The organism is Indolivaga capnocytophagoides DSM 22835, from assembly GCF_000426485.1.
GTDB lineage: Bacteria > Bacteroidota > Bacteroidia > Bacteroidales > Dysgonomonadaceae > Dysgonomonas_A > Dysgonomonas_A capnocytophagoides.
On the sequence record NZ_AUFL01000004.1, the window covers coordinates 241,720 to 261,954 of the forward strand.

A 20,235-nucleotide genomic window follows, 5' to 3' on the forward strand; every position below is an offset into this window, starting at 1 on the left:
AACAAAGAAAGGAAAGCTAAAATTAGCTTTCCTTTCTTTGTTTTTATTTAGGGCTTAATTACGCTAATGTATTCTCAATCCATTTGCGGGCATTGATAAATGCTTCCATCCATGGAGTAACATCATCCCTACGGTTCTCAAAAGGATAGTATGCACATTGCCAAGGGAATATTGCACGTTCAGGGTGAGGCATAATTGCCAGATGTCTACCATCTTCCGAGCAAACAGCAGCTGTGTTGTAATCCGATCCGTTTGGATTCCCGGGATATGTATCATAGATGTATTTACCTACAATATTGTACGCCGATTCTTCTTCGGGTAAGATGAAACGTCCTTCCCCATGAGCGACCCATACACCTAATTTACTACCAGACAACGAACCAAACATGACCGAATTATTCTGAGGTATTTCAACACTTAAGAATGTTGATTCGAATTTGTGTGAAATGTTATGATCCATTCGAGGTTTTACTGAACGGTTTGGAAATACCAATCCTAATTCCATCATCAGCTGACAGCCGTTACAAACACCAAGGCTGAGTGTATCTGTACGCTTATAGAACTTTTCAAGAGCATTTTTAGCTTTGTCATTAAACATGAAGCTGCCTGCCCATCCTTTTGCCGATCCCAAAACATCAGAGTTGGAAAAACCTCCACAAAATACAATAAGGTTTATATCTTCGAGTGTTTCACGCCCTGACGCTAAGTCTGTCATATGTACATCTTTCACATCAAAGCCGGCAAGGTAGAGTGTATAAGCCATCTCTCGCTCTCCGTTCGTCCCCTTCTCTCTGATAATCGCAGCCTTGATACCCGAACTGCCTTCGCGGTTTGGCGTAATTTCAAGATTGGATAATCGTCCACTGAATGATGGATTGATCTTGTACTGTACGGGTTGATTCTTATAGTTTTCGAAACGGGATTTGGCACACTCTTCCCCACTCTGTTTTCTGTCTAGTAGATAAGAAGATTCGTACCATATATCGCGAAGTTCATCAATATCAAATTCTTCATAGAACTCATCTTTCTGAATTGTCAGTTTACGGGTTTCTGTGGGTCTTGCTACAATAGCATATCCAATACCATAATCATCCAGAATCTTTTCTACCAAATGGTGATGCTTTACCTGAATCAATACACCTGGATTTTCAGAGAACAAAACTTTTACGATATCAGCATTGTGCAATTTATCCAGACGTGCTTCAAGTCCTCCCTGAGGGTTCGCAAAACACATTTCTAACATTGCAGTAACCATACCTCCATCGGATATATCATGTCCGGCAAGAATCAGACCCCGGTCAAGAAGCTCTTGTACACATCCAAAAGCATTCTTAAAGTATTCGGGATCCCGTACAGTCGGAACTTCTTCGCCTAGCTTACTCATCGTTTGAGCAAGAGCCGAGCCTCCCAGCTTAAATGTATCGAAAGAGAAATCTATATAATATAAATAAGTTCCTTTGATATAAGCTAATACGGGAGATACTATCTTGCGTATATTCTTAACTTCTGCTGCTGCCGATATAATAACTGTTCCCGGTGCATATACCTTGTCGTCTCCGTACTTTTGAGTCATTGATAAAGAATCTTTTCCGGTAGGAATATTGATTCCCAGATCACAGGCAAAAGCAGAACATGCTTCAACAGCATTATAAAGACGAGCATCTTCTCCCGGATTACGGCAGGGCCACATCCAGTTTGCGCTTAAGGATACACTCTTCAAACCTTCTTCCAACGGAGCAAAGACGATGTTTGTCAAAGCCTCTGCTATCGCAATAACAGATCCGGCTTCCGAATCAACCATTGCTACTTGTGGTGCATGTCCGATTGAAGTAGCAATACCCGACCGTCCTCTATAATCCAAGGCCACAGCACCCAAATCACTCAAAGGAAGCTGTATCTCACCCTGACATTGTTGACGGGCAACTTTACCTGTTACAGAACGATCGACCTTATTGGTCAACCAGTCTTTACATGCAACAGATTCCAATTGAAGAACATTTGTCAGATGCTTTCTTACGCTTACCAGTTTATAGTCCGGATTTGCATAATATTCATCTACAGTGCTGTCTGTCATGATTGTTTTAGGAGCTTTCCCGAAGAAATCCTCCAAGCTCAAATCAATTGGTCGTTTTCCATCAGCTTGTTCAAAAACAAACTTCATATCGTTGGTTGTTTCTCCAACCACATACATCGGAGAACGTTCCCGATCGGCTATTTTTTGTATAGTTTCAATCGTTTCGGATGGAACAAGCATTCCCATTCTCTCCTGACTTTCGTTACCTACAATTTCTTTAGATGATAAGGTTGGATCTCCAACAGGTAACTGAGAAACGTCTATCTTTCCTCCTGTATATTCGACAAGTTCTGATAAGCAATTAAGATGTCCACCTGCACCATGGTCATGTATCGATACTATGGGGTTTTTATCTCCTTCAGATAAAGTACGAATAACATTCGAAACACGTTTTTGCATTTCGGGGTTGGCTCGCTGTACAGCGTTCAATTCAATTCCGCTTGAATATTGACCTGTATCCACTGAAGATACAGCTCCTCCGCCCATTCCTATACGGTAGTTGTCACCTCCTAAAAGAACAACTTTTTCTCCCGGTTCCGGTTCATTTTTTATAGCATCGCGTTTATTGGCAAATCCGACACCTCCGGCAAGCATTATCACTTTATCATAAGCAAACTTTTTACCGTTTTCGAAGTGTTCAAGGGTCAAGACTGAACCACAAATAAGAGGCTGTCCGAATTTGTTTCCAAAATCAGATGCACCATTTGACGCTTTTATCAATATTTCTTCCGGAGTTTGGTACAACCAATCTCTTTCGGGCATTGTTTGCTCCCATTCACGACCTTCTTTTGTCCGAGGATAAGAGGTCATATAAACAGCAGTACCGGCAATAGGTAAAGAACCTTTTCCTCCACCCAATCTGTCCCGGATTTCGCCTCCGGTACCTGTTGCAGCACCATTAAATGGCTCTACTGTTGTGGGAAAGTTATGAGTTTCGGCTTTTAGAGAAATAACCGATTTTATTTGTTTAGTTTCGAAATAGTCCGGTTTGTCTCCACTTGCCGGAGCAAATTGTTCTATTTCTGGGCCATCATTGAAAGCAACATTGTCTTTATAAGCAGATACAAGCTTATTTAAGTTGGTATTCGCTGTTTTCTTAATTAACTGAAATAATGTACTTTCTTTTTCCTCTCCATCAATAATAAATGTACCGTTAAATATTTTGTGGCGGCAATGTTCAGAATTGACTTGAGAGAAACCGAACACTTCACTGTCCGTTAATTTTCGATCTAGCTTTTTACTAAGATCATTCAGATAATCTATTTCCTCAGAACTAAGCGCAAGACCTTCCTTCTCATTGTAAGCTGCTATATCTTCAATTTCAATGATAGGGTCAGGAGTTTTGTTTATTGTAAACAATTCTTGTCCAAGACCATTGTATATTTGTTGCAACATAGGGTCATAAGTAGAATCTTTATCTCCCGCAAAGAACTCTTCTATACGAATAATGCCGATGATACCCATATTTTGAGTGATTTCAACGGCATTTGTACTCCAGGGAGTAATCATTTCTTTACGAGGCCCGACAAAGTATCCTTCTATACTCGAGGATTCGACCTGATTTGCTTCACCGAATAGCCATTTTAATTTGGAGATATCGGCTGTGTCGATAACCGACAAGGACTGGACTGCAATTATGTTTTTTGCTGAATTAAGGAAAAAAGAGATCATACTTTGATTAAGATATATTATCACTTTACTAATCTGCGATCAAAGTTAATGAAAAGAATATAACAAATAAAGACTATTCTGATATTTCGATCTTAAAAAAGTAAGGTCTCTGACCTTTTATTGACTTTGCAAGCATAAATGCAACAGACAGTTATCATTTTTAAATGTGTCAATAAATACTTCCTCTTACTTAAAAGGTTGATAATAAATTATTACCAACCTTTTTTGCCTATCGAAAGATGTCCTATCTTATTTCTTTTTATCATCATCGAGAATATCGCTTGCTTTTTGAGCAACGTCTCTGGCTGTGCGTTTTGCTTGTATAGTTATATCTTCAACTTTGTCTTCTATTTTGTCTGAATATTCGCGAGCCTTCTTTGAAAATGTATCAAACAGAGATTTAGCTTGCCCTTTCAGATCCGAATACTTTTCTTTAAAGAATTTTTCCCAATCTATTTCGATTCCTTCTTTATCCATAAAGTCTTTGACTACTTTCATAGCTTTAATAGACTGTTCTTCGCTTAATCCGGCTTCTTCCTGTAATCGTTTGAGTAGGTTTTCCATAATGTTATCTGCTTTTTAGTTCTATGATAAATAACATAAAATATGGTAATATAGTTTATATAAGTGTCCAATATTTATTGGAATGATTCTGAAAAAAGCGATCTTTGTTAAAACCTAAAACTAAAATATACAATGGATAAGATTTCAAGTAAGCCTTTTTTCATCAGTAATCAAGAACCTGTTTATACTATAGATAAAGGTGTGACCCGTCAATTTATAGGATACACTAATGATCTGATGACCGTGAAAGTAATGTTTGAAAAAGGAGCTATAGGATATCTACACAAACATGTACATACACAATCGGCTTATATTGCTGCCGGAAAATTTGAAGTAATGATCAATGGCGAAACAAAAGTACTGATAGCTGGAGACGGTTTTCTTGCCGAATCTAATATAGAGCATGGCGTTGTGTGTCTTGAGAGTGGGATTATCATTGATACATTTACTCCTATCCGTAAAGATTTTTATGAGACTATAAAAGAATAAGCTGCTCTATGCAGCTTATTCTTTTTATTCATCATTCTCCAAACATATCTTTAAAATCAACCACTTCCTTTCCTGGTAGAATTTGATTTAGGACTATACCTATAATGGAAGCTAAAGCCATACCTTCGAGTGAAAAATGGCTGCCTACATGTATTGCTGCTCCTCCGATGCCAATCACTAGTATTACTGACGCTATGATAAGATTACGTTTCTGGGAAAAATCTATTTTATTTTCGACAAGCATACGTAATCCGCTTGATGCGATAATACCGAATAGCAGAATTGATACCCCGCCCATTACAGGTGTAGGGATGGATGATAAAAGAGCTGCAACCTTTCCGCAAAAACCGAAAAGAATAGCAAATATAGCTGCACCGATAAACAAATAAATGCTGAAAGCTTTCGTTATAGCCAGTACGCCGATATTTTCGCCGTAAGTTGTCACTGGAGGTCCTCCTATAAAAGATGCTATAACTGATGCGACACCATCTCCCAGCATCGAACTGTCTAATCCCGGATCAGCAAGCAGGTCTTTTTCAACAACCTTACTTAATACCAATTGATGTCCGATATGTTCAGCAATAGGAACAATGGCAACCGGAACCATCAATAGAAACACTTTCCACGTAAAATGAGGTGTAAAATGGATGAATGGCACTTCGAAAGGTGGAACCTGAAACCAAGGAGCATCTATCACCTGCTGAAAATCGACAATATTCATTATCACGGCAAAAATATATCCTCCTATAATCCCCATTAAAACAGGTACTACACTGAGAAAGCCTCGTGTGAATATCGCAAATATTATAGTAATAAGCAAAGTTACGAGCCCGACCAGTACATAGTTAATGTCGTATCCTCCATCGTGGTTGGTAACCATACTTACCGCAACTGATGAAAGTCCGAGTCCGATAACCATAATTACTGGGCCTACAACAATAGGAGGCAATAATTTCATTAGCCATTTAGTACCCGTTTTGGCAATAACAAGAGCCATTATAGCATAAACCAGACCAACCATAAAACTCCCCATCATTATACCGGCAAACCCATCAAAAGCTTTGGTCGCAATAATAGGGTTGATAAAGGCAAAAGAAGATCCTAAGTAAGAAGGAACCTTCCCTCTTGTTACTACAATAAAGGCCAGAGTTCCCAATCCGCTCGAAACAAGCGCAACAGCTGGACTCATACCCGTTAGTGCAGGAACCAGTACTGTGGCTCCAAACATCGCAAATAAATGTTGAATACTCAGTAAAAACCACTGAGTTAACTTGGGCTTATCTTTAATGCCCAGAACAATTTTGTCAGATGAACTCATACTCTACTCTCAATTACTATTTTTATGGTAAAAATTTAGGTTTTTTTAGGTCTTCATAAAAAAGGAAGCACCAATAACAAGCACTTCCTCTAGAATAATAAACTATAATATCTGCTTAAACTTATTCAAAAATAAGTCAGCCTGATCTTTTGTTAAGCACAACGGCGGTAATAACCTGAAAACATTGGTACCAGTTGCACCCGTGAATATTTTTTCTTCAAAAAGAAGTTTGGTTCGCTTTTCTTTGATGGGTTCATCTAATTCTATACCTATAATGAGACCTCTTCCTCTTACTTCTTTTACTTTAGGTAATTTCTTCAATTCTGAGATCAGATAATCACCTATCGTTTTGGCGTTCTCTATTAGATTCTCTTTCTTGAATATGTCAAGAACCGCTATTGCTGCCGCACAAGCCAGATGATTTCCTCCGAACGTTGTACCCAGCTGCCCATAAACAGCTTTAAACCTCGGATTGATTAAGACAGCAGCCATCGGAAAACCGTTTCCTATACCTTTTGCTACCGTTATTAGATCAGCCTCGATTCCTGCATATTGATGGGCGAAGAATTTTCCGCTGCGTCCGTATCCTGATTGTATCTCATCCAGAATCAATATTGTACCTGTTTCGGTACAAATATCTCTGAGTTGTTTTAGAAATTCATCATGGGGTATATGTATGCCTGCAACACCTTGAATTCCTTCTATGATTACAGATGAGTATTCTTTTGTTTCGAGTTCCTTTTTTACAAACTCAATATCATTGAACGGAGCAAAGGTTGTATTACCTGATTGATTTACCGGAGCGCTATAAGCCGGTATATCGGTAACAGCTACAGTAACAGATGTACGTCCGTGAAATGCTTTACGGAAAGCAAGCACTTTTTTTCGTCCATTATGAAAAGATGCCAGCTTTATAGCATTTTCATTGGCTTCGGCTCCCGAGTTGATCAAAAATAGTTCGTAATCGGGGTAACCGCATTGCTCTCCTAGTTTCTGTGCCAATTCTTGTTGTAATTTATTTATTACTGAATTGGAATAAAATCCGAGTTTATTTAATTGATCAGTTATCTTTTCCACATAATAAGGATGAGTATGACCAACCGAAATAACGGCATGACCTCCATATAGATCCAAATACTTGTTGCCTTTATCATCATATACATAGCAACCTTCTCCTTTTACGATATTTAAATCGAATAATGGAAATACATCGAATAGTTTCATATCTTGCTTTTATAATTTAGGTCTTAGACCTCTTTCTGTTTATTTTTCAAAAAGGTAACAAAAGTTGCAGATAAATTGCATTTCTTCTGTTGTATCCTTTTTAATTTATAGAGAGCATCCTACTATCTCTACCGCTTTTTTGTATAGATAAAAAATTGATACTAATTCTGTTTGACGAACCAACCTAGTTCATGCTATTATTCGTCAAAACCTCATTAATCATTTCTACAACTCGCTCCCGTCGGATGATGTACATACCCAAGCGATCCGCCGAGACTCCATCTTTTAGTTTGTAAGTATAAACAGGATGCCCATTTTCTTCTTTTATCTCAAAACATCTGAAACTTATATTTTCATTTACTTTCAGTTCTTCGGCGGCTTCTACAATATGCGTGGAAATTACAAAAAATGAGCTCTTGATCTGAGCAAATGCCGAGACAATGGCTAAAGTACCATCGTAGGCATCTTTTACATTGGTTCCTCTGAATAATTCATCGAAAATCACTAACATATTACTATTTGTTTTCAATCGTTTAGCAACATGCTTAACCCTTAATACTTCCGCATAGAAATGGCTGTATCCTGATTCTAGATTATCCGAGATATTAATTGTTGTGCATAATCCCGATATCAGACTCATTCTGAAACTATCTGCGGGAACAGGAAAGCCTGCATGTGCCAAATACACAGCAACACCCAATGATTTCAGAAATGTTGATTTTCCTGCCATATTCGGGCCTGTTACAAATAATAGATTCGAGTCCTTTCCAAATTCAATATCATTAGATACAGCATTAGTCACAAAAGGATGAAATAGTTTTTCTGCTTTTAGACAATTCTCTGATTGCGGAAGAACCTCAGGATAACAGAATTTGTATTCCTGAGCAGCCTTTGCTATAGCCAAATAAGCATCATATTCATAAATTAATTCGAAAATAAATTGAAGGTTTCTTTGTTGCGAATACCTGAATATGTAATTATACTCTGCTATATCATAAGCTTTTATATCTTTTATATCAAGTAAGACTTTCATTTCAGGAATACTCAATATACTGAATACTTTTTCATTGTTTTTCAGAAAAAGATTAGGATATGCTCCCTCTGATTTCACTTCTAATTCTTTGCAAAATTTGTATAGTTTCTGCAATATGGAAATGATAGATTTTACACCTTTTTCAACGACAAAATAATTTTCGCTTGATCTCAACTTGTTCAATAACTGATTATTTATCGGACGCCATATTTTAGTCGGACGTCTCAAAGAATATTCTCTATGCTTCTGGTAATATTCGGCAAAACTGAGAGTATCCTTATCTATATCAAGATCTATCGGCAGATGATCTTGGAAAAAAGAAATAGCATCTTTTCTATCGTTTATAGCATCGAGATCTGTCAGCGGAACAGATAAAAACTGATGAAGTTTACTCTGTCCTCCCTTACATGTAGTAAAGTCAAACAACCCGAAAATAGATTTAGAATCTTGACTTGCTGCAAAAATATCCAAATCTTTCTTTGTCTGTATATCAACCTCGAATGCCATATTGTATAGTTTAAGTAAATAAAACGAACTAAGGTTTCAGACCTACTTATTGCTTTGGTAAGTAAAGCTGCCAAAGTCTGTTATAAACTAAAATAATATTTATCTTAGACCAAAGCTGGTCTGATACCTTAAAAAGCAGATGCTTTTAATGCTAATCCTTCTTTTTCACTCAGACCAAACATCAGATTCATATTGTGAACAGCCTGTCCCGATGCTCCTTTTACGAGATTGTCAATACAAGAGAGTATCAGAAGCTTATTTCCGTGCTTTTCAAGATATAATACACATTTATTAGTATTAACTACTTGTTTGAGATCCGGATTTTTATCTGAGACGATTACAAACGGACTTTCTTTGTAATAATCTAGATACAATTTTTCAGCATATTCCACACTTTCTTCAAAATTTAAATACACAGATGCAAAAATACCTCTTGTAAAGTTTCCCCTAACGGGTATAAAGTTAATATCTTCCGAGAAATTATGCTGCAAATGGAGTAACGATTGCTTTATTTCTGTCAGATGTTGATGTTCGAATGCCTTGTATACCGATATATTGTTCTCTCTCCAGCTGAAATGCGATGTTGCACCTGGTTTTACTCCTGCTCCCGTTGATCCCGTTATTGCATTTACATGTACTTCCGAGTTCAGGAGCTGTGCTTTTGCCAATGGTAGCAAAGCTAATTGAATAGCTGTTGCAAAGCATCCCGGATTGGCTATTCGAGAAGCTTTCTTTATTTCGTTTTTATTTAGTTCCGGCAGCCCGTATACAAAACTGTGCTCCGAAGACTCTTTTCTGTAATCAGTGGATAAGTCTATTAATCTGAGATTTGATGGGATTTCATTTGCTTCCAGAAACTTCTTTGTGTCTCCATGTGCGGTACAGAAAAACAATACATCTATTTTATTGTATGGGAGTTGATCTGTAAAAAGCATATCGGTTTCACCAAGTAAACCTCCATGAACATCAGTCAGCTTATTTCCGGCATTACTGGTACTGTTAACAAAGACAAGTTCTACTTGCGGATGATTAATCAATAGTCTGATCAGTTCTCCTGCAGTATATCCTGCCCCACCTATAATTCCTGCTTTTATCATCATTATTGTATTTTCAAGTTGTAATAAACTCATGTTATGATATTTATCATATAAACAAATAGGTCTGAGACCTTATTCTCCATTTTTCTTCTGAACCGCATGATAAATTTTGTTCGGAATAGAATAAATCTTCGTAAAGCCTTTTGCATCATCCGATGTCCATGCTTTATTAACCTCTCCATATTCTCCAAAGTCAGCTTTCATCAAGTCATAATCACTTTCTACACCGACAAGGGTATAATGATACGGTTTCAGTTCCACAATTACTTTACCCGTTACATTCCGTTGAGAGCTTTCTAGCATAGCTTCAATATCACGCATAACAGGTTCAAGATATTGAGCCTCGTGAAGAAACATTCCATACCAGTTACCAACCTGATCCTTCCAATATTGCTGCCATTTAGATAAAGTATGCTTTTCCAACATCTTATGTGCATTAATGATAACAAGCGGAGCAGCAGCTTCAAAACCTACACGACCTTTGATACCAATGATAGTGTCACCGATATGCATATCTCGTCCTATAGCATAAGCCGATGCCAGTTCTTCAACCTTGTTGATGGCTTCTATCTTATTATTATATTTTACTCCATTTATTCCACTTATCTCTCCGTTTACAAAATTTAGAGTTAAAGTTTCGGAACCATTTTTTTGTAATTGAGAAGGATACGCACTTTCGGGTAAAGTCTGGTTGGATTTGAGAGTTTCCTTGCCACCAATACTTGTACCCCAGAGCCCCTTATTGATAGAATATTCCATCTTAGTGAAGTCTGCTTCATATCCGTGCTTTTTCAGATAATCTATTTCATATTCACGGGTAAGAATCATATCTCGGGTTGGAGTAATAATTTCTATTCCGGGAGCTAATACATCGAATGTCAGATCAAAACGCACCTGATCGTTTCCAGCACCCGTACTTCCATGAGCAACAGCATCTGCTTCTATTTCTTTTGCATAATTGATAATAGCTATAGCTTGAAAAATACGCTCCGAACTAACGGAGATCGGATATGTACCATTTCGTAATACATTTCCAAAGATCATGTATTTGATACTTTTCTCGTAATACTCCTGAGTTACATCAAGAGCTACATGCTTTACAGCCCCCAGCTTATAAGCTTTTTCTTCTATTATTTTCAGTTCGGCTTCCGAAAAACCGCCTGTATTAGCAATGGCTGTATATACATCATATCCTTTTTCTTCTGATAAGTATTTGGCACAGAACGATGTGTCCAAACCTCCGCTAAATGCTAAAACAACTTTCTTTTTCATCTTTGTTTATTTTTTGTAAGAGCAAGAGCTTAAAATACAAAAGGTGATTCATATTCTAAACTTTTGTTCGTTTATTTAGAGGGTCTGAGACCCTTTTCTTCTTTTCGTATTTTTTTGACAAGTTCTTTTATTATGGGCTTATCTTTGTGCGTCTCCGGATCGTAAAGCATCGCTGTGCATATGCAGTATTTGCGATCAGTACGTTCCAGGACATCATGATTTTTACAGCCTTGACATCCACGCCAGAATGCTTCATCATCAGTTAGCTGGGCAAATGTAACGGGAACATATCCCAATTCGGTATTTATTTTCATGACAGCAGCCCCTGATGTAAGACCAAAAACTTTTGCCTCAGGATAGCGAGCTCTACATAGAGCAAAAGCCATTTGCTTAATTTTTTTAGCTAAACCATGTCCTCTGAATTTGTCAACTACAATTAACCCCGAGTTTGCAACAAACTGTTTGTTACCCCAAGTTTCTATATAACAAAATCCGGCAAATTCATCTCCTGCCAATGCAATTATGGCTTTGCCTTCTTTCATTTTTAATTCCACATATTCCGGCGATCTTTTAGCAATGCCAGTTCCGCGGACTTTGGCGGCAGCTTCTATTGTATCCAATATCGTCTGAACATATCTGATATGTTCTTCAGTGGCAATGTTGATCGTAATATCTACATCAACCCCTATTTTTTGTTCTGTTTCCATCTTTTTATCGATCGATAAAATATTGTTGATCATTGAATATTTGGTATAAACATAGATAGAGATGTAATTACATCTTCTCTACTTACATTTTCTTTGGGTATTAATAATATTGTATCATCCCCGGCTACGGTACCGAGTATAGTACGGGTTGCTTTGTGATCTATTTCTCCGGCAATAGCCATTGCATATCCCGGTCGAGTTTTGATAACAGCTAAGTGACCTGAAAATTCTATACTGATAAATCCATAAGCAGACAGACCACCTCTTTCTCCCAAAATATGACTATCAATCGAATTTTCCGTCAATTGATAAGCATATCCTCCAGATGTAGTAGGTGCTTTGACGATCTTCATCTCCTTAATATCTCTGGATAGTGTCGCCTGAGTCACATCATATCCCTTACTTATCAATATATTAAGGAGTATATCCTGACTGGTTACATCGGTAGAAAGAATTGCATCTTTAATTGCCTTGTGTCTGTTTTTTTTACTCATATCCTGAATAATTATACAATATTGATGCAAATTTATACATAAAAAATGTATAAACTATATTTTTCAATTAAAAAAATGAATATTTACAATAATTTTACATACTCTTTACGAGAACTGAAAATTAATCCATTTTGAATGATCTTTATTCTTCTGTATTATAATTATAATCAACATAAAAGGAGATGTGTAATATTACACATCTCCTTTTATGTTGATTAATCTATCAGATTAACTTCTCTATAAATAAAGTGAGGTTAGAAGGGAACAACATCGTTTCCGCCAATCGGAGGGAAATTATTATTTGAAGCCTCGATCTGAGGTGATGAGTTCATGCGTGACCCAAATTGAGAGTCATTATTATATTCGTCTTCAATATTCTGAAAACGTGCAAATTCGCTTTTAAATCTGAGTAAAACATCTGCTGTAGCACCATTACGGTGTTTGGCGATAATAATTTCGGCAAGTCCAACTAGAGAGTTACCTTTTTCATCTTCCAATATTTTATAATACTCCGGACGGTGAATAAAGCATACCATATCGGCATCCTGTTCAATGGCTCCGGATTCACGAAGGTCAGACAACTGCGGACGCTTACCTTCTGCTCCTGTACGTCCTTCAACTCCACGATTTAACTGAGACAAGGCTATAATGGGAATGTTCAACTCTTTAGCTAATCCTTTTAATGAACGGGAGATCATACTCACTTCCTGTTCACGGCTACCATAGTTCATTCCACTGGCATTCATCAACTGTAGGTAGTCAATAATTATCATTTTGATACCATGTTCCCGAGATAGTCGTCTGGCTTTTGTCCTTAATTCAAAGACTGATAAACTGGGAGTATCATCAACAAACAAGGGAGCATCATATAATTCTTTTATCTTAAAATCGAGCTGCTCCCATTCGTAAGGGGCTAGTTGTCCGTTTTTGATTTTTTCACCGGGAATTTCACACGTATTTACAATCAAACGATTAACAAGCTGAACATTGGACATCTCGAGAGAAAACAAAGCTACAGGATAATTATAGGTTACAGCCATATTTTTAGCCATGGAAAGGACAAAAGCTGTTTTCCCCATCGCCGGACGAGCTGCAATAATCACAAGGTCGGAATTTTGCCAGCCTGAAGTTATTTTATCCAGATTATTAAATCCGGTTTGCAGTCCACTCAAACCTTCCGGGCGATTTGCTGCTATTTCAAGTAAGTTTAAAGCTTCTTTAATAACCGGATTTATCTGCGTTACATCCTTCTTTACATTGCCCTGAGATATTTCAAATAGCTTACTTTCGGCTTCCTGCATTAAATCGTCAACATCAGATGTTTCATCAAATGCTTTATTGGTTATATCCGATGAAAAACCAATAAGCTCACGAGCCAGATATTTTTGAGCTATAATTCGCGCATGAAACTCAATATGTGCGGCAGAAGCTACTTTTTCGGTTAACTGTGCAATATACATCGGACCTCCGACAGCATCAAGTTCTCCTGTCTTGCGTAATTCTTCTACTATAGTGAGCATATCTACTGGAGCCTGTTTAGAGGCTAAGGCCACAACTGCTCTATAAACAATTTTATGAATATCATCATAAAAACTGTCGGGCTTAAGGATATCACTTACCTGAGAGTATGCATCCTTTTCTAGCATCAGAGCACCCAGAACAGCTTCTTCTAGCTCTCTTGCCTGTGGTTGAATCCTCCCTATTTCTGATAACGGCTGATTATTTTCTTTGCCACGCCCTTTATTATTGTAACGTTGACCCTTTTTATTATCCATTTCTCTTTCACGTTTTGCTACTTCAAAGATAATTCAAATATGTCAGTCTCAAAAGTAAAGTTATTGACACGAAATGAACAATTGCTAACAAGAAAAATAAAAACCGCCATCAATTATTGAGGACGGTTTCATTTTTATGGATTATATTTTGCGGACTTTAATAAAAGCTGATTATTATTCTCTAATAATATCGATTGCAAATCATGTCCTGTGTTTTTCGCATAGTTTTTAATTATCTGTAATCCCAACCATAAACCAACTCGTCCGGGAGATTCAGCAGATATAATTGCTGTATATGGTGCATCTTCCATATATTTTTGAATGACTTGAGAATCACTGTTAAACAGATAATTATGATCAATAGTCATTTTCCAGATGTCCTTTGCATGTTCTTCGCACCATTCTTGTTGCTGTTCTGTATAACCTAATATATCAGATTCATCCCATTCAGGCAACAATTGATTAAGTGCATAAAGTATTTTTCCTTGATATATCACTTCTGAAAGAAGATCCTTTCGTTGATTTGTTTCTCTGAATTCTGACATCAGCCATGCTTTCAGAAAATCGCGTACAATATACTTCAGCTCCATCTGAATAGTTTGGTAAGACTCAAAGAAAGGCTTATATCCTGAATAGTCTTTACCCAAGTACTTATCCGTGGATACTGAAATAATACTATCTAATACTATTGTGTTTGCTTTAAATCCAGACACATGGATCGATAATCCCGGTAACTCTTTTCCTCTAAAATATGTCTTTATTAAATCATTGGCTTTCGTTAATTCTAATTCATATGTAGATAAATCAGAAAAAAGAGTTAAAGCATCAGCATATATTTTAGATAAAGCTGCATTAGAAAAATAAGGCTCCATTAATTGCTTAAAAAGAACAGGATTATCTAATTCTTCATCTTGCAGGTTGACCGTAACAACACCAAAAGCCTTCAGAAAATTAGGGTACTTAGTTCTTAAGATTGTATATTGCTCCTCTGTGGGATTAGCAAGATAACTATGAAAATCTTTATCAAAACGCTGTATTTTTAAAATGCTTTGATCTTGTACATATGTCTTATTATGCGGCTTTTCAGTGTTACCTGCGCAACTATTGAATGATGATAATGTGATGAAAATGAAGATGAAACTAATTGCATATTTCATATATGTTTATGATAAAAGTCAGAAAGAATATTAAAGTCAAAAGTAATTAAATTTCTTAAACACTGTATCGTTCAATAATTCTTTTTCATGCCATCAAAAATTTTATCAATGTTAAATCCGTATCTTATTGATTTTTTCGATACACTCATTCTTTTGAGTTCTTGAAATAAACATCTAAATTTGTGAGTTTTTTGGTCTTAGATCAATTTTGAAAATAAATTAAATATAATTCAGACAGGCAGTTATAATCCTTTTGGATATTGATACTGTCTTAGTATTAAGATATACAATTATGATTACAATTTTAGGAATAGAATCATCTTGCGATGATACAGCAGCTGCTGTTATCAGGGATGAAGTTCTATTGTCCAATATAATTTCGAGCCAAAAAGTCCACGAAAGTTATGGAGGAGTGGTTCCGGAGTTAGCATCACGTGCTCATCAGCAAAATATAATCCCGGTAGTGGATGAAGCTTTAAAAAAAGCAGGTGTGTCAAAAGAAGAAATAACTGCAATAGCTTTCACTCGAGGACCAGGTCTTATGGGATCATTACTAGTGGGAACCTCTTTTGCCAAAGGTCTTGCAGCATCATTAAATATACCGATGATGGATATAAACCATCTTCAGGCGCATGTTTTAGCACATTTCATCAAAGAGGATAAAGAAGATCAGAATCAACCGGATTTTCCTTTTTTATGCTTACTTGTTTCGGGTGGTAATTCGCAAATTATAGTTGTAAAATCACATAAGGATATGGAGATCATCGGACAGACCATTGACGATGCAGCCGGAGAAGCTTTTGATAAATGTGCAAAAGTAATGGGATTGGGATATCCCGGAGGTCCTATTGTAAATAAGCTTGCGAATCAGGGAAATTCTAACCGGTTTACATTTAATAAGCCACATATTGCAGGATATGATTATAGTTTTAGCGGATTAAAAACGTCTTTCTTGTATTTTTTAAGAGATGAATTGAAGAATGATCCGGACTTTATAGAAAAGAATAAAGAAGACTTGTGTGCATCGTTGCAAAAAACAATTATAGACATTTTGATGGATAAATTGCGAAAGGCATCTAAAGATTTAAACATCAAAGAGGTAGCTGTGGCCGGAGGAGTTTCTGCGAATTCAGGTTTAAGGGATGCTTTTGAAGAGCACTCAGTCAAATATGGATGGAAAATCCATATTCCTAAATTCGGATACACTACAGATAACGCTGCCATGGTTGCGATTAGCGGGTATTATAAATATCTGGATAAAGAGTTTTGTGAAATGGACGCTGCTCCTTTTGCAAGAGTTACAGTGTAACAATAAATTGCGATATTTTTAGTTTATAAATATACAGAAGATAAGACACGTTTATCTCCTGTATATTTTTTAAGAACAACACATTAGGTATAAGTTGAATAAAGTATGTATATATTTTGTTCGAATAAGCCACAAACTCTATAATACCTTTTTTTTATATGAGGGATAATGATAATATAGGTGATTTTGATTACGAGAAAGATTTTAACGAGGCTTTCAATAATGTAACTGAATCTGAAATAATAGATAATCAGCCATTATCTTTAGATCCGGTAATAGAACGCCGATCTATTTTTCCGATGGAGGATCCAGTTGATAGTACACAGCAGAATAATATAATTAGCAATGAGACTGTGATGCAAATGATCACAGAAAACAATATTGAAGATTTTGAGCGACTGAAGGCTGAGCAGAATTTTCCAATGGCTGTTTTAGGTGGAGTATTGGCTTCAATTATTTGTGTATTCATTTGGACAATAATTACAGTTGCAACCAAGTATCAAATTTCCTACATGGCTATGGGGGTTGGTGTTGCTGTGGGATTTACGATTCAGAAGTTTGGTAAAGGCTTAACTCCTGTTTATGGTATTTTAGGTGCGGGACTTGCGCTTATAGCCTGCTTTTGCGGTAACATTATCAGCTATACTTGCTTTATTGCAGACCAGTATGAAAGTTACTCATATCTAGAGGCTATTTCAAATCTCAATTGGGATATTTCGATGAGCATAGCCATTGAAACATTTCAACCAATGGATGTATTATTTTATGGTCTTGCTATATATACAGGATACATGTTTTCAATAAAACGTAACTGATGATTTATTATTTATTACTTATAATTGTTTCCTTTGATTTTATCTGGACTCAATATCTGGCGTATCGAAATCGTAAAAGAATGTCTGACCAGGTTCCGAGTGAACTGATCGGGATTTATGACAATGAAAAATACAGGTTACAACAATCATATCAAAAGGAAAACAGCCGATTAAATCTTCTATCGGGCAGTATATCATTTATTTTATTGTTTACGATACTTCTTCTATCGGGTTTTGGTTGGTTAGATTCCTTTATTCGCCTGTATGTTTCTAATCCTATGCTTATTACTCTTGTATTTCTATGTGTAATATTTATTGCCAGCCAGATATTATCATTGCCTTTTTCTTACTACGATACCTTTGTTATTGAAACAAAATATGGTTTTAACAAATCTACAAAAAGCATATTCTGGATTGATTCTGTCAAAAGTTTAATCTTGAGTTTGATTTTGGGTGGAATTATACTTTCAGCTATTATCTGGTTTTATCAGAATGCCGGAAATTTAGCATGGATATATGCGTGGGGAATAGTAACTCTATTCTCGCTGTTTATGACTTTGTTTTATTCGAATCTAATTGTACCTCTATTCAATAAACAAACTCCATTAACCGATGGTGACTTAAGAAATTCGATAGAGCAATTTTCACAAAAGGCAGGTTTTGAGCTTACCAATATATACGTAATGGATGCCTCGAAACGAACAACCAAAGCAAATGCCTATTTTACAGGACTTGGAAATAAAAAGAGAATTGTTTTATTTGATACATTAATAAATGATTTGACAACTGATGAAATTGTGGCCGTACTAGCTCATGAGATAGGGCATTACAAAAAAAAGCATACAACAATACAATTGATAGTTTCAATCCTTCAAACAGGATTATTATTATATATCCTGTCTTTTTTCTTAAATAGTATGAGCGTATCAGAGGCAATGAGCAGTAATATACCCTCATTTCATCTTGGGTTGTTGGCCTTTTCTCTATTATTTACTCCTATTTCAATAATTACAAGCCTATTGATGAATATGCTAAGCCGTAAAAATGAGTATGAAGCAGACCATTACGCCTGTAGTTTCGGCTTCGGAGAATTTCTTATCAGTGGATTAAAAAAACTATCTGTAAAATCACTTAGTAATCTTAATCCCGATCCATTGAATGTATTTTTTCATTACTCACACCCTACCCTTTTGCAACGTATAAATAAGATCAAAGCAAATTAGCTTAAATAAAAAAAGCGAGTCTAGATCAACTCGCTTTTTTCTAATATTGTCTTTTATTTCTTCAAGAAATCATCTATATGCTTAGCTGTTTTTCGACCCGAAGCAATACTTGTTACAACCAACGATTGTCCGCTGACACAGTCTCCAGCTCCAAACACTTTCGATATATTAGTAGCCCTGTTGGCATCTGTAGCAACATTTTTGCGAATATCATCTACTTTGATTCCTAATTCTTCGAGCAAACCTTCCTGTATTGGGTGAATAAATCCTAAAGCAAGAAATGCATAATCGATTTTCAGAATCTCGGGTTTACCTACTTCTTTCATAACCATGCGTCCACTTTCATCTTTCTCCCAAGCTATTTCAACAAGCTCTACTCCGGTCAGAATGCCGTTCTCGCCAATAAAACGTTTTGTGTTGAGAGACCAACGGCGGTCACAACCTTCCATATGTGAAGAACTGGTTTTGAGTACTGTTGGAAATGGTGTAGGCCATACGTTATCCAAATCTTCCAATTTAGGAGGTCTAGGCATAATTTCTATTTGAAGAATATTTGCCGCTTGTTGACGATTCGCTGTTCCAATACAATCAGAGCCTGTATCTCCTCCACCGATCACCAATACATTTTTTCCTTTAACATCAATAATCTGGTCGGCAGGAACTTCATCTCTGGCTACAATTTTATTTTTCACTGTTAGGTATTCCATTGCATAATAAACACCCTTCAATTCACGTCCGGGAACAGGTAAGTCCCTTGGAACCTGTGATCCTATGGCCAAACAAACTGCATCGTAGTCTTTCATCAGGTCTTTGCCTCTGACGTCGATACCCACTTCTGTATTGTTTATAAATTTCACACCTTCAGCTTCCATTAAACTTATACGGCGATCTACTATATTTTTATTCAGTTTGAAATCGGGTATACCAAATCGCAATAGTCCTCCGGGGCGACTGTTTTTTTCATAAACAGTTACATCATGTCCCTTTTGATTCAATTGATTAGCAACAGCAAGCCCTGATGGACCTGAACCGATTACTGCGACCTTTTTCCCCGTACGAACTTTAGGTACACGGGGCTTTATATATCCTTCTTGGAAAGCATGCTCTAAAGCTGATGCTTCATTTTCACGAATAGTTATTGGAGACCGATGGAGAGACAGTACGCAGGTCTTTTCACATGGAGCAGGACAAATACGTCCTGTAAATTCCGGAAAATCATTAGTCTGCATTAGTACTTCAGCAGCCAATCTCCAGTTTCCTTTATAAATATAGTCTTGCCATTCGGGCATCTTGTTGCCTAGCGGGCATCCCCATTGACAAAATGGAATACCGCAGTCCATGCAGCGTGATGCCTGTAATTGACGGTCTTCGGAGTTTAAAGTCTGCTCTACTTCTCCGAAATCCAGAATACGTTCCTGAACAGGACGATATCCTGCGTCTTTTCTTTTTACTGTTAAAAATGCTTTTGGATTTCCCATCTTACCTACAGTATATTTTTTCTATTGA

At 36.7% G+C, this 20,235-nt stretch carries 16 protein-coding genes; 4 read left to right on the forward strand and 12 right to left on the reverse strand.

The annotated features are described in order from the left end of the window. Window positions 1-58: 58 nt before the first annotated feature. Window positions 59-3,745: a phosphoribosylformylglycinamidine synthase gene (gene purL / locus K322_RS0101085; RefSeq protein ID WP_026625195.1), complete on the reverse strand. Its 3,687-nt coding sequence runs from the start codon at window positions 3,743-3,745 to the stop codon at window positions 59-61. Between the two features lie 249 nt (window positions 3,746-3,994). Further along, a complete protein-coding gene (locus tag K322_RS18270) occupies window positions 3,995-4,309 on the reverse strand; it encodes a hypothetical protein (protein ID WP_035331002.1) in 315 nt (104 codons plus the stop codon). A 132-nt stretch (window positions 4,310-4,441) separates the two neighbouring features. Between K322_RS18270 and K322_RS0101095 the strand changes: the two genes are divergently transcribed. Continuing rightward, window positions 4,442-4,798: a cupin domain-containing protein gene (locus K322_RS0101095; RefSeq protein WP_026625196.1), complete on the forward strand. Its 357-nt coding sequence runs from the start codon at window positions 4,442-4,444 to the stop codon at window positions 4,796-4,798. A 31-nt stretch (window positions 4,799-4,829) separates the two neighbouring features. Here the strand turns inward: K322_RS0101095 and K322_RS0101100 are convergent, their stop codons facing one another. The 9 genes from K322_RS0101100 to K322_RS0101140 all read right to left on the reverse strand — a co-directional run bounded on the left by K322_RS0101100 (window position 4,830) and on the right by K322_RS0101140 (window position 15,382). Beyond that, on the reverse strand, window positions 4,830-6,116 hold the full coding sequence (locus K322_RS0101100) for a solute carrier family 23 protein (RefSeq protein ID WP_026625197.1): 1,287 nt from the start codon (window positions 6,114-6,116) through the stop codon (window positions 4,830-4,832). Between the two features lie 102 nt (window positions 6,117-6,218). Continuing rightward, complete coding sequence (locus K322_RS0101105) at window positions 6,219-7,340, reverse strand: aspartate aminotransferase family protein (protein WP_026625198.1); 1,122 nt, start codon at window positions 7,338-7,340, stop codon at window positions 6,219-6,221. A gap of 184 nt (window positions 7,341-7,524) precedes the next feature. Next, on the reverse strand, window positions 7,525-8,880 hold the full coding sequence (locus K322_RS0101110; protein WP_026625199.1) for a MutS-related protein: 1,356 nt from the start codon (window positions 8,878-8,880) through the stop codon (window positions 7,525-7,527). Between the two features lie 128 nt (window positions 8,881-9,008). Beyond that, window positions 9,009-9,977 carry an N-acetyl-gamma-glutamyl-phosphate reductase gene (gene argC, locus K322_RS0101115; protein WP_026625200.1) on the reverse strand — a complete coding sequence of 323 codons (969 nt, stop codon included), beginning with the start codon at window positions 9,975-9,977 and terminating at the stop codon, window positions 9,009-9,011. 72 nt (window positions 9,978-10,049) lie between these two features. Then, window positions 10,050-11,249 carry an argininosuccinate synthase gene (locus K322_RS0101120; RefSeq protein WP_026625201.1) on the reverse strand — a complete coding sequence of 400 codons (1,200 nt, stop codon included), beginning with the start codon at window positions 11,247-11,249 and terminating at the stop codon, window positions 10,050-10,052. 71 nt (window positions 11,250-11,320) lie between these two features. Further along, complete coding sequence (locus tag K322_RS0101125) at window positions 11,321-11,956, reverse strand: GNAT family N-acetyltransferase (RefSeq protein ID WP_185095076.1); 636 nt, start codon at window positions 11,954-11,956, stop codon at window positions 11,321-11,323. Window positions 11,957-11,985: 29 nt separating this feature from the next. After that, on the reverse strand, window positions 11,986-12,450 hold the full coding sequence (locus K322_RS0101130) for an arginine repressor (protein ID WP_185095077.1): 465 nt from the start codon (window positions 12,448-12,450) through the stop codon (window positions 11,986-11,988). A gap of 254 nt (window positions 12,451-12,704) precedes the next feature. Beyond that, window positions 12,705-14,225 carry a replicative DNA helicase gene (gene dnaB, locus K322_RS0101135; protein ID WP_026625204.1) on the reverse strand — a complete coding sequence of 507 codons (1,521 nt, stop codon included), beginning with the start codon at window positions 14,223-14,225 and terminating at the stop codon, window positions 12,705-12,707. A gap of 134 nt (window positions 14,226-14,359) precedes the next feature. Then, window positions 14,360-15,382 carry a gliding motility protein GldB-related protein gene (locus tag K322_RS0101140; protein ID WP_026625205.1) on the reverse strand — a complete coding sequence of 341 codons (1,023 nt, stop codon included), beginning with the start codon at window positions 15,380-15,382 and terminating at the stop codon, window positions 14,360-14,362. 292 nt (window positions 15,383-15,674) lie between these two features. Between K322_RS0101140 and tsaD the strand changes: the two genes are divergently transcribed. The 3 genes from tsaD (at window position 15,675) to K322_RS0101155 (ending at window position 18,729) form a co-directional block, all read left to right on the forward strand. Continuing rightward, window positions 15,675-16,691, forward strand: coding sequence for a tRNA (adenosine(37)-N6)-threonylcarbamoyltransferase complex transferase subunit TsaD (tsaD, locus tag K322_RS0101145; RefSeq protein ID WP_035331006.1), 1,017 nt, complete (start codon window positions 15,675-15,677; stop codon window positions 16,689-16,691). A 158-nt stretch (window positions 16,692-16,849) separates the two neighbouring features. Beyond that, window positions 16,850-17,506 (forward strand): hypothetical protein, encoded by a 657-nt coding sequence (locus K322_RS20055; RefSeq protein ID WP_051290542.1) that lies wholly within the window; start codon window positions 16,850-16,852, stop codon window positions 17,504-17,506. Then, window positions 17,506-18,729: a M48 family metallopeptidase gene (locus K322_RS0101155; protein WP_026625208.1), complete on the forward strand. Its 1,224-nt coding sequence runs from the start codon at window positions 17,506-17,508 to the stop codon at window positions 18,727-18,729. Before K322_RS20055 ends, K322_RS0101155 begins: the two co-directional genes overlap by 1 nt. A 53-nt stretch (window positions 18,730-18,782) precedes the next feature. Here K322_RS0101155 and K322_RS0101160 read toward each other — a convergent pair whose 3' ends face one another. Further along, complete coding sequence (locus tag K322_RS0101160) at window positions 18,783-20,207, reverse strand: glutamate synthase subunit beta (protein ID WP_026625209.1); 1,425 nt, start codon at window positions 20,205-20,207, stop codon at window positions 18,783-18,785. Window positions 20,208-20,235 lie beyond the last annotated feature (28 nt).